The organism is Clostridium sp. K13 (assembly GCF_019734195.1).
Lineage (GTDB): Bacteria > Bacillota > Clostridia > Clostridiales > Clostridiaceae > Clostridium.
The window spans coordinates 1-11,508 of sequence record NZ_JAASHM010000061.1; the positions used below are offsets into that span (position 1 = coordinate 1).

Sequence of the window (11,508 nt, forward strand, 5' to 3'; positions counted from 1 at the left end):
GTGCAAAAGGGAGGATTCGAATTCGAATCCTCCCTTTCTTATTCGGCTAGTATCAAAAGTTATTTTGATACAGCCCCATTTTTTTTGCATTTTAAAATATAAGAGATAGTTTAATAAAATAGTTTTTATAAAATAATTAGTAAATAAAAGTATATTGGCATAATTCAAAAAATATGAGAAAATGGAATAAATAGTAAAAAATTCATAGTTATCTATAAAAGGGGGATTAATAATGAAAAAAATATCAAAAATAATTTCATGTGCTTTTTTATTAGGGATAATTGCGATACCTAATATTAATACTAATGCGAGAGAGATAACAAATGATACATTCCACTCATATAAGTGTAAACTTCATGAAATTACTAATGAGTCTTGTGCTGAAATTCATTTCAGATCACATGGAAATGATAGTAATGGCGATGTATATAGTATGAGTTTCCCGTCAAAACATGCTCATTATCCAAATGGGTTTAAAGATTTATCAACATCTAGCTATAAGGTAGGAACAACTGGATATGCTCAAGGAACATATACAGCATATTCAGATGCTTATTTCGCAGGAAATTCATTTGAGTGGCAAACTAAAACTAGAACAATAACACATGTGTATTAAAAATTAAATTTTAAATTATTAATAGATAACTATGAGTTAATTTTACTAATTTAAGTGAGGTAGCTACATGATAGAATTAAATAAAATAAATATACGATATGATAAAGATTTAATTAATAATGGTATCATAAATATAGTTGATGGAAAAATAACAGGAATTATAGGTGAAAGTGGGGTTGGAAAAACATCCTTATTATATCTTATTGGATTAATTTCTTCAAACAAGGATTATAGATATGTTTATGATGGAATAAGCTTAGATCTATTTAATGAAAAAGAAATAAGTAATATAAAAAAAACTAATATTGGTTATATATTTCAAGATAATAGCATAATTGAAGAATTAAACGTTGCAGAGAATATTAGACTTGCTGCAAATATTGCAGGAGTAGATATAAAGAGCGAAGAGATTAGAGAGTATTTAAGTTATGTAAAATTAGATATAGATGAAAATATATATCCAAGGCAGTTATCAGGAGGTGAAAAACAAAGGTTAGCAATTGCATGTGTTTTAGCTAAAAAGTGTGAATTAATAATTGCTGATGAGCCTACTGCATCACTTGATGAAGAGAATACAAATACAATAATGAATATATTTAAAGAAATAGTTAGTAATGGAAGTAGTAAGGTAGTAATAGCAACACATAATTCAAATGTAAAGAGTGAGTGTGATATAGTTTATGAGATAAAAGATAAAACTATTAATATTATTAAGGGAATTAATAATTTGGAAATTGATAAATCGCTGAATAATAAGTATATTTTTAAATGTTTAGATACTACTAAATTAAATTGTAAATTTTATTATAATTACGCTAAGCAAATATATAAAAGAGGAAAATGGCAAAAAAACATTATGATATATCTTTGTGCAATAGCTATTGCGTTTACTTCAGTAATAAGTATTTTTGGAAATTCTTTTTTTAAAGAACAATCAGATATAATGAATAAAATTTCAAATAGAGAAATATTTCTTGTAAATAGGACACTCCCATCAAGCAAGGTAATAGATATGAATGAAAATCTATCTATCGAAGATCAAGATTTAGATTCATTAAAAAAAATTAAAAATATAGATAAAATGTATCCTTATTTTGAATTTAGATCAATTGGTTATGATATTGAATCTAATAAGGGCGTAAGTTCATGTGATGTTACTGTTAAAAGAAATGGAAGTGAAGAAGTATTCAATTTTAATAGTCTTGACAGTAATTATGATAAAATTTTGGTAATACCATATTTTGAAGAGCAAAATTTAAGTAATAGGCTTATTGAAGAATCTAATGATAAATTCGAAGAAAAAATATATATTACATCTAAGTTAGCTAATATGTTAAAAATAAATAACTTAAAAGATGAAATTATACTAAGTTTGGATAAAATTTGTATTCCAGTAGCTAACCATAAAACTATATTAACTTCTGAAAATACTGAATATGATATTGATGTAGATATTTCAAATTTGAAAAATCTAGAATTTAGAATTGCTGGTATTTTAGATGAAAGTGTTATAAATACAACATCAGCAGAAGGAGATAATATAATTTTTATACCTATAAATTTAGCAAATCAGATAATTAAAGAAGAACAATTAAATTTTAATAAATATGATAGTATAGAATTACCTGTAGATAAATGGGAACATAGTGCATATACGATATATGCTAAAAATTATAATGATGTTCAACAAATAATGGATAAAGTAGAATCTATAAATCCTAATTTTAAAACAGTAAGTAAATATCAAGATATTCAAAGTATGAACGATATGATAAATAATATTAAAAGAATAATGATGTTAGTTGGAGTAATAATATTAATAGTAATTTTTCTACTTATGACAATAATTCATATGAATAATACATTGGGACGAAAATATGAAATTTCATTATTAAAAGCAAATGGTTTAACAAGATTTGAACTTATGAAGCTCATTATGATAGAGTCATTCAGACATATTATTTATGTAACTATTGTATCAATAATTACATCTTTAATATTAATAAATATATTTAATATAATTTTTAACTATACAATAGTTAAGTTTGATAAAAATATTGTTTTAATTAACTTATTTGTGAGTATTTTATCAATAATTTTACCAACTGTTATTTCAGTAAGGTTTATTAATAAATTTTCAGTAGAAAAATTAATGAGAAATTAAGTATAAAAAAATTAGAGTTTTAATAAAAACTACGTAAAATTATAATTTTACGTAGTTTTTATTGTGATTCAAATAATAAATTATGTAGTTTATATTTTATGGTGTTAATACTTAACACTTTTGGACTAACGATATTTTTTGATTGACATATATTTTTAATGAACGATAAAATAATACTTAATTGAGGGTCAAAAATCATGGTCAAAAGTGATAATATAAATTTTAGTATTTTAGTACTAGTTTTTACCTTAATGGAGGGAAAAGTATGAATTATGGATATGCAAGAGTTAGTACAACTAAACAAGGTTATGGAAATTCTTTAGAAGAACAATTATGTCAATTATTTGAATCTGGTTGTGATGAAGTTATAGAAGAAAAATTTTCAGCTAAAACAAATGATAGACCACAACTAAAAATATTATTAGAAAAATTAAAAGAAGGTGATACTTTTACAGTTACTAAGTTAGATAGATTTGCCAGGAGCTTAATAGATGGAACAAAATTAGTGCAAGAGTTACTAGAAAGAGGTATAAAAATAAATATACTCAATATAGGAGTAATGGATAATACTCCTTCAAGCAAATTAATAAGAAATATATTTTTATCTTTTGCTGAATTTGAAAGAGATATGATTTTAGAAAGAACACGAGAAGGAAAGGAAATAGCTAGGAGAAAAGATGGATATAAAGAGGGTAGACCTAAAAAGTTTACTAAAGAGCAAATAGACTTAGCTTTATATATGTTATCTGTAAATGGTGGAGATAAAAGTTATAATGAGGTTGAGAGATTAATAGGTATTAGTGTAAGTACATTAAAGAGAGAAAATAATAAACGTAAGTTAGAAAAGATAAATAATTAGTATAAATAAGAAAGTGATATGCTCCCTTTATAGTAGACAGTTAAAATAATAAAACTGTCATTACTATAGAGGGAGCAATTTTTATGGGAAGAAAAGCTAAGATATCATATGAAATTAAATTTAAATTTATAGAAGAGTATTTAAATGGCAATATATCTCAAATAGGTATAGCCAGAGAATTAGGATTACATCCAAGTAGTATTCAGGGATGGATACGTAAATATAAAGCCTTCGGCCCGGAAGGATTAAAAACCATTAAGAAAAATACTCATTATAGTTCTGAACTCAAGCTTAGTGCAGTTAAAGATTATATTAATGGAAAAGATTCATTTATTAATGTCAATATTTTTTTGAACAATTGTGCCAATATTTTTATGTACAATTGTTCAGTTGTTTTTATCTGCTATTTTTGATAATGCAGTAGCAGTTCTATAAGAATTTCCTAGAATGTTAACAATAGTAGAATGATGGACAAGTCTATCTAAAATAGCACTAGCGAGCATATTATCCACAAATATTTGATTCCAGTCAGACAAGTTTATATTGCTAGTAACTATTGTACTTTTCTTTTCGTAACGCCTATCTATAAGTTGAAAAAACATTTTTGCCTCTTGCTCACCAATAGGTAAATATCCAATCTCATCAATTATAAGAAGCTTATATTTACTAAAATGTTTTATCCTATCATCAAGTTTGTTTTCTAAGTAAGCCTTTTTTAATTGTTCTATTAAATCTTGGCACTTTATAAAATAAGTACTTACTCTTTTCTTTGCAGCCGCAATCCCAATTGAGGTCGCAAGGTGGGTTTTACCCACGCCGCTATTCCCTATCAAAATAATACTGCTATTATTTTCTAAAAACCTCAAACTTTCAAAGTCTAAAAATTGTTGTTTATTTATTTTTGGCTGAAACTCAAAGTCAAAATCTTTTAATTCTTTCAGGTGCGGAAAGCCAGCTACCTTAACCATAGCATGTGCTGCATTAAAGTTTTTAATTTCAACTTCTTTACTAGTTAACTCACATAGAGCATCTACAATACTTGTTTTATGATCATTTATTTTATTAATATAATCATCTATATGAAGACTCATTTGTGTTAATTTAAGTTCACGTAAGTTCTCCTGTAATTGTTGATAACTGTTCATTAAACTTTTTCATCTCCTCTAAATGCTTAGCTGCATAATTCTTAATATCTTCTTGTTCTGAATTTTTAAAAGTCAATCCCATCATTGCTAAATGATGATTTTCATGATAATTTACTTTTTGATTAGAAATTGTATGTAAAGTTATTAATTTTGGGCCATAATAGACATATAGGTTATTATCAATAACTTTAACAACAATAGTTTTACCAATAAAATCAATAGGGACTGAATAAAGATTTCCCTTATAGCGAAATAATGAGTTGGAATTTACTTTCGCATTTATTGTTGTGTTTTTGTAGTAAGAACAAATTTTATCATTCGGGAGTGGTAAAAGATGTTCTTTCTCTTTTTTAAACACCAAAATTGGTGGAGGTCCTGTAGCTTGACATATCCTTGAATTAGCCTCATTAGTTATCTGTTGCATTTTCTCATATAACTGTTCTTCGTTGTCAAGCAAGCCATTATAACTCATTATTTCATCTATAACTCTCATAGGGTTTTCAACCTTTGCTTTGGTATTTGGCCTTGCTCTAACGCAAGGCACGATATTAAATCCAAAGTCATCGGCAAACTGCTGAAATTTAGGATTAACTTTACCGGCAGAACGTTCAGTTCTAGCATTATCCATCATAGTAGGTGCATTATCTATAAATATTTCTTGAGGAACTCCTCCTAATGATTCTAATGCATTAGCTAAGAAATCAAATAAACACGCTTGTGATTTAGTAGGATAAATGGCCCAATATTTAAATCTAGAAGCTGATAATATTAAACTACCGACATTGAAAATAAATTCCTCACCATTTTTAAAATAAAACTTCAAATCTTCTTTCCAATCAAATTGTGCTTGTTTTCCAAAAGGTGTTTCCGATTTTACAGCATCTCTTTTTTTCTTTGGTTTAAAGTATTCTGCAAAGCTTTCATGTTTTAAAATATAATAATTGAAATTGCTCCTTGAGCAATCTAACCCCTTTTCTCTAACCAAATATCTATAAAGATGAGATTTATAATAAAATATTTGCTTATTTTCTGCTGAAAGCAGGTTCGAAATGATGTCATAGAAATCATCTATTTTGGATTTCTTAGGTTTTCTATCCTTCTTAATATTCCCATCATAATACTTTTTTGCTGTTCTTCTATCTATTCCTAAATCTCTTGCTATTGCACTAAAATTAGGTTTTTCCAAATTATTAACCTCAATCAAAACTTTAAGTTTAAATAAATCTTCAACTGATTTTAAATTTATTTCAGTATTAACGTTTGTTGTATAAATCATATTCATCACCATTAATACTGTGTTAAATTTTACCTAGTGTTATACATAGAAATATTGGTCACTCTGTACATTCTTATCTTAGCATTTATACCTTAGCATCATAATTTTTTATTATTTACCCTGTCTACTTGACGGGGGGCAGTTCACAGTCCATGGTGCGGATTTTTTTACGATTTATTGCACCGATTTCTATTTTATGCCTTGTCCCTTTGTAACGCATACAGCGGCGTACTGTTAGGTATTGTTCATCAGGGTTGATGTATTACTAAGTTAGACCACAGACCTATTCAATAAGCAAGCCTGTATAATAGGCTATCTGTATAGGCAGAAGTGCAGGATTATCTTTCTTTTTCAGAAAGCCATTTAACCGCTGATACTGTTCGTAGCTGAGCGGTGGTGTAGAAGTTGTTTCCCCGTCCTCGTCCGAGAACAGTTCATATTCTTCTTTCTTTCCTCACCATACTACATACTTCATCGGGTTAAAGGTTATCAGCCTTTTCGAGAATACTGCAAAATCTTATCTGAGAAAAAGATATGCAGCCTAAACCTACGCTTGATATTGATATACATGAGTTCCGCCATATGCGAAATTTGATGATAAAAGTACAAGACAAAGCTATAAAAATTAGAAACTTGCAGTATAAAGTTCTGCTGCAGTTGAAACAGCAGCTTGCCGATACAAAGGGGCTTTTCAAAGGCAAAGAACGAAAAGCGTTGTGGAACAGTATAACCGTGACCTTGCTGAGTGGGAATACCAAATCAGCAGGAAATAGACAGCCGACGCTAAAGAGCAGCACAGACCACTTGAAAAGCAGAGCGTATTAAAACATTTGCGAGAGATACAAGAATGAAACAAGCAGAAACCACCGCAAAAATAGCGTAAGAAATCCTTTGAGAGAGATAGCCGATAGGCATTGAAAAACCGCCGTTATGGCGTTATCCATAGTGGCGGCATACATAGCAGTGGTAGCTACTAATTAACTGTTATATTTTTTTGATTTGTTTAACAAAATATAAATTTCAATCAATACCAAAATAGTGATAGCAATCCTTATTTATAAGATAAATTATTTCTGATCGATCACGGACTGGATTTGTTTCATCAGCTGATCGTAGTTTGACTGATCATCGATTCCACCCATCAGAGGCTTACCAACGATATTTCCGTCTTTATCTACAAGAACTGTTGTAGGGAATGCCATGATGTTTCCGGCATATTTTCCAACTGTTGAATCAGAATCGAAAGTCAGGTTCTTGTAGGAAGCCCCCTGTGCTTTCATGATTTCCTTCGCTTCTTTGATACCATCTTGATTGTCATTTAATGTGTCTGTATTGATACCGACAACTTCACCGCCCATTTCCTTAAGTGTCTCGTTTAACTCATTCAGCTTAGAGAGCTCTCCGACGCAAGGTTTACATCCGCTGAACCAGAAGTTTACAACTGTGACTTTATTATTAGCGAAAAGACTATCATCTACGGCATTTCCATCCAGATCTTTCCCTTTGAAATCATGGAACACGTCTGTGGATTCATCAGTTTTGGAGGAAGCACTATCTGAGGATTTAGAGGCAGAAATCTTTTTCTCAAGCTTTGCAATCTCTTTTTCGATACCGCGGATTGTTTCAATGTCTTTGCTTAGGGTATCATACTCTTCTTCTGAGAAAGAATCTTTGTTTGAGTCTACTGCACTTGCAAGGGAGTCCGCATAGTTTTCAGTCATAGAATCTCCAGAAGTGTTCTTGCTCATAAAGCCAAATGCTTTGTCCCAGGCTTCTTTGTGATCAGCAAAGAGCTGATTCTCCTGCTGGTAAAGATCATTCAGTTTTTCGTTCAGTTCATCTGTACTGCCAGCGTCTGCTGTAGAAGTGGATTCCTGTTTCTTGTTGTCAGTTGATGAAGAATTAGAAGAACTTCCACAACCTGTGAATGCAAAAAGCACGGAAATGGCAAGTGATGCAGCAATTACCTTTTTTAATTTCATTGAGTTTATTTTGAGTGTTTTGTTTTTCATGATTTTAAATCTCCTTTTAATGGTTTTATTTTATTTACTGTCAGTCTGTTTCTTATTTGAAAATCCGTAATGATAGCAGAGCGCATCAGTCGGACAGGCTTTCATACATTCTCCGCAACGGATACACTCCGGATGATTAGGTGTGTCTACCACATTGACATCCATTTTGCAGACACGACTACATTTCTGGCAGCCTACGCATTTCTCATGATCCACTTGGATCTTAAGAAATGATACTCTGTTGAACAGAGAATAAATGGCCCCAAGAGGGCAGATCCATTTACAGAATGGACGGTAAAACAGGATACTCAGGACAATGAAAAGCACAAGGATCGTGAATTTAAATGTAAAAAGATGTCCGAGTGCAGAACGGATTCCTGAGTTGGCAAGTGACAGTGGAATCGCACCTTCGAGTACACCCTGTGGGCAAATGTATTTACAGAAGAAAGGATCTCCCATACCAAGTGAATTGGTCACAAATGCCGGAAGCAGGATCACAAAAACGAGCAGGATCACGTATTTTAGATATTGCAGAGGTTTCAGTTTTGTGGTGGAAAATTTCTTGCCTGGAATCTTATGCAGCAGATCCTGAAACCATCCAAATGGACAGAGGAAACCGCAGATAAATCGTCCTAACAGCACTCCTAACAGGATAAAAAATCCGGTGATGTAGTAGGTGAACTTGAATTTTGAAGAACCGACTACAGCCTGGAAAGCTCCGATCGGGCATGCGCCTGTGGCAGCAGGACAGGAGTAGCAGTTCAGCCCCGGTACACACAGTGTCTTTACATTTCCTTGATAGATTTTCCCTTTAAATAGATTCGGGATGTGAATGTTGGTCAGCAGCGTTGCAGCTGCCTGAATCCATCCGCGGAAGCGGACTAGAAAGTTTTTGTTTGATTTTATTTTCTTATCCAATTCCGACACACTCCATACATAATTTTATTGCCTTACTAAGTACAACAGCAGCTTCTCCGCGGAAGATTCCGCCAAGGAAAAGTACAAGACCTGCTGAAAGTAAAAGAATCTGTGTTGCTTTTTCAGCTCTCATTAAAATACTCCTTTCAATGTTGTTTCAATGTTCAAAGTCAGTTTATTGACCTTTCGATATTTGCATTATACAATAGGGGGTGTAAAATTCTTGTTAAGAAAATGGAGAAAAATAAATTGAGATTATTAGTTGTTGAAGATGAAAAGAAATTGTGTGGTATAATTGCGAAAAGTCTGCACCAGGCTGGGTATGAGGTAGACGTGTGCAATGACGGAGAGGAAGCATTGCACATGATCTATGCGGAAATGTATGATCTGATCGTGCTGGATCTTAACTTGCCGGGGATGGACGGTATGGAGATTCTCAGAGAACTTCGTAAGGAAAATGAAGAGACAAAGGTACTGATTTTGTCTGCTAGAAGTCAGATTGCAGATAAGGTTGATGGGCTAGATGCAGGAGCGAATGACTATATGGAAAAACCATTTCACCTGCAAGAACTGGAAGCTCGTGTGAGAAGTCTGACAAGAAGAAAATTCATACAGAAAAATGTCTGTTTGGAATGCGGCGACCTTCGTTTTGATACAAGAGAGCGGGTAGCGTATGCAAAGGAAAATCTGGTTGAATTGACAAGGAAAGAGAACGGAATCCTGGAGTACCTTCTTCTGAATAAGGGAAGACCGGTCAGTCAGGAAGAGTTGATCGAGCATGTCTGGGATTCTTCTTTGGACAGTTTCAGTAGTTCTATCAGAGTGCATATGTCTTCTCTGAGAAAGAAGCTGAAAGCGGGACTCGGTTATGATCCGATCGTGAATAAGATCGGTGAAGGTTATAATATAGGAGGATATGGAAAAGCATGAGAAAAATATCACTTCAGTGGAGACTGACGATTTTGACGACAGTGCTGATCACCGTGTTGTGTGGATGTCTTACATTTCTTTTATATAAGAACGGAGTCTATTATTTTGACGCGCTTCAGGAGACGGTTACCTATCAAAGTGGAACACCGGAAGAGGTGTACATTGACATTCCGGATAATGAGTGGGATGATTTTGCGGCTCAGTTTGCCACGAAGATTTATAATTCAAAATTTGATTATAGAAACAGAAGTCTCCTGATTACTGCTGTTGTGGCGTTGTTTGGCGGAGCAGTGACTTATTTTGTCAGTGGCCAGGCATTGAAACCACTCGGAGAATTTTCAGAGACGGTAGAAAAAGTCCAGGCACAGGATCTGACGGATTATACGATTGAAGAAAATAAGATCTTAGAACTAGATAGACTTCGTACTTCTTATAACAAAATGCTTTTGCGTCTCTCGAAATCATTTGAGATGCAACGTCAGTTTACCGGAAATGCAGCGCATGAGTTGAGGACTCCTTTGGCATTAATCCAAGCACAGCTAGATCTCTATCATACGATGGATTATTCGAAGAGTGGAGAGGCGGCGGAAGAGACAATTCAGATGGTGACAGAACAGAACGAGCGTCTTAGCAAGCTAGTCAGTACACTTTTGGATATGAGTGAACTGCAGACGGTAGCACGCAACGACAAGATTGAACTTCACGGGTTGATAGAGGAAGTGCTGACAGATCTGGAACCGCTGGCGCAAGAGAAGAACGTTGAACTGATACAGAAGTCGCAGAGTATGAGAGATGAAAAAGAAGAGAGTGAAGCTGAAGATTTGGTTCTGACAGGAAGTGATATACTGATCTATCGGATGCTTTATAATCTTATAGAAAATGCGATCAAATATAATCATACGGATGGAAGTGTTACGGTATCGGCAGAGAGAAAGAAGAATGAAGTTGTTCTGACGGTTGCAGATACGGGAAATGGAATTGATGAGACATTTAGAGAGCAGATTTTTGAACCGTTCTTCCGGGTGGATAAGTCAAGAAGCCGTGAGCTTGGCGGGGTGGGTCTCGGACTTGCAATGGTGCGTGATATCGTGCGGGAGCATGGCGGGAAGATCGAGGTTTATGGAAATGAGCAGGGTGGAATGACATTTGAAGTGAGAATGAGTATAGAAGGGAATATAAAATCTGGTTTATTTTAATTATCCGATGATAAACAGTCGATTGATATTCCCTGGGTGTTAAGATAGTTGTCGTAGAGAATGATTAATGGTATTCTCGTAAGAGATACAATAAGGAGAGATAATCTATGACAAGAGATAATAGTAAAAATAGAAGATATACCAAAGAAGAAAAAGAGAAGTTCATAGCAAGAATGTTACCACCGGAAAGCATTTCCCCTTCAAAATTATCATTAGAAACTGGAATAAGCAAGTCAACCCTTGCCACTTGGAAGACTAAAGGATCAGTTTCCAAAATAAAAGGTACTGGCACATCTAATAAAACAATATCATCAAGAGAGAAATTTTTAATAGTTATGGAAACATACACTATGTCTGAAAGCGACCTTGGAAAATACTGTAGAGAAAATGGA

At 32.9% G+C, this 11,508-nt stretch carries 13 protein-coding genes; 8 read left to right on the forward strand and 5 right to left on the reverse strand.

The annotated features are described in order from the left end of the window. Positions 1 to 232 precede the first annotated feature (232 nt). From HCG76_RS18220 to HCG76_RS18235, 4 genes are all read left to right on the forward strand, one after another. Positions 233 to 616 (forward strand): hypothetical protein, encoded by a 384-nt coding sequence (locus HCG76_RS18220; RefSeq protein ID WP_221701697.1) that lies wholly within the window; start codon positions 233 to 235, stop codon positions 614 to 616. A 67-nt stretch (positions 617 to 683) separates the two neighbouring features. Further along, complete coding sequence (locus HCG76_RS18225) at positions 684 to 2,780, forward strand: ABC transporter ATP-binding protein/permease (protein WP_221701698.1); 2,097 nt, start codon at positions 684 to 686, stop codon at positions 2,778 to 2,780. Between the two features lie 265 nt (positions 2,781 to 3,045). Further along, a complete protein-coding gene (locus HCG76_RS18230) occupies positions 3,046 to 3,639 on the forward strand; it encodes a recombinase family protein (protein WP_221701699.1) in 594 nt (197 codons plus the stop codon). An 83-nt stretch (positions 3,640 to 3,722) separates the two neighbouring features. After that, a complete protein-coding gene (locus HCG76_RS18235; protein WP_221719016.1) occupies positions 3,723 to 4,052 on the forward strand; it encodes a helix-turn-helix domain-containing protein in 330 nt (109 codons plus the stop codon). Here HCG76_RS18235 and istB read toward each other — a convergent pair. Together istB and istA are read right to left on the reverse strand one after the other, a co-directional pair. Then, positions 4,026 to 4,784, reverse strand: coding sequence for an IS21-like element helper ATPase IstB (gene istB, locus HCG76_RS18240; protein WP_221701701.1), 759 nt, complete (start codon positions 4,782 to 4,784; stop codon positions 4,026 to 4,028). The genes HCG76_RS18235 and istB overlap by 27 nt on opposite strands. After that, on the reverse strand, positions 4,747 to 6,072 hold the full coding sequence (gene istA, locus HCG76_RS18245; RefSeq protein WP_221701702.1) for an IS21 family transposase: 1,326 nt from the start codon (positions 6,070 to 6,072) through the stop codon (positions 4,747 to 4,749). Before istA ends, istB begins: the two co-directional genes overlap by 38 nt. A 522-nt stretch (positions 6,073 to 6,594) precedes the next feature. On the opposite strand from istA, the gene HCG76_RS18250 reads away from it, so the two are divergent. Beyond that, on the forward strand, positions 6,595 to 6,885 hold the full coding sequence (locus HCG76_RS18250) for a hypothetical protein (protein WP_243175848.1): 291 nt from the start codon (positions 6,595 to 6,597) through the stop codon (positions 6,883 to 6,885). Positions 6,886 to 7,127: 242 nt separating this feature from the next. Here HCG76_RS18250 and HCG76_RS18255 read toward each other — a convergent pair whose 3' ends face one another. The 3 genes from HCG76_RS18255 to HCG76_RS18265 are packed head-to-tail and all read right to left on the reverse strand — an operon-like array spanning position 7,128 to position 9,123. Further along, positions 7,128 to 8,072, reverse strand: a complete 945-nt coding sequence (locus HCG76_RS18255) for a TlpA disulfide reductase family protein (protein ID WP_221701703.1) — start codon at positions 8,070 to 8,072, stop codon at positions 7,128 to 7,130. Positions 8,073 to 8,102: 30 nt separating this feature from the next. Beyond that, the gene (locus HCG76_RS18260; protein ID WP_005214035.1) at positions 8,103 to 8,990 is read right to left on the reverse strand and encodes a 4Fe-4S binding protein; all 888 of its coding nucleotides are present in this window, start codon (positions 8,988 to 8,990) and stop codon (positions 8,103 to 8,105) included. Further along, positions 8,983 to 9,123, reverse strand: coding sequence for a CD1871A family CXXC motif-containing protein (locus HCG76_RS18265; RefSeq protein WP_005214034.1), 141 nt, complete (start codon positions 9,121 to 9,123; stop codon positions 8,983 to 8,985). Before HCG76_RS18265 ends, HCG76_RS18260 begins: the two co-directional genes overlap by 8 nt. Before the next feature lie 116 nt (positions 9,124 to 9,239). On the opposite strand from HCG76_RS18265, the gene HCG76_RS18270 reads away from it, so the two are divergent. The 3 genes from HCG76_RS18270 to HCG76_RS18280 all read left to right on the forward strand — a co-directional run. After that, the gene (locus HCG76_RS18270) at positions 9,240 to 9,920 is read left to right on the forward strand and encodes a response regulator transcription factor (RefSeq protein WP_243175849.1); all 681 of its coding nucleotides are present in this window, start codon (positions 9,240 to 9,242) and stop codon (positions 9,918 to 9,920) included. Beyond that, positions 9,917 to 11,116: a sensor histidine kinase gene (locus HCG76_RS18275; RefSeq protein WP_186838494.1), complete on the forward strand. Its 1,200-nt coding sequence runs from the start codon at positions 9,917 to 9,919 to the stop codon at positions 11,114 to 11,116. The genes HCG76_RS18270 and HCG76_RS18275 overlap by 4 nt, the downstream gene beginning before the upstream one ends. A gap of 107 nt (positions 11,117 to 11,223) precedes the next feature. Beyond that, a partial coding sequence (locus tag HCG76_RS18280) for a transposase (protein ID WP_396020944.1) occupies positions 11,224 to 11,508 on the forward strand: 285 nt, incomplete at its 3' end.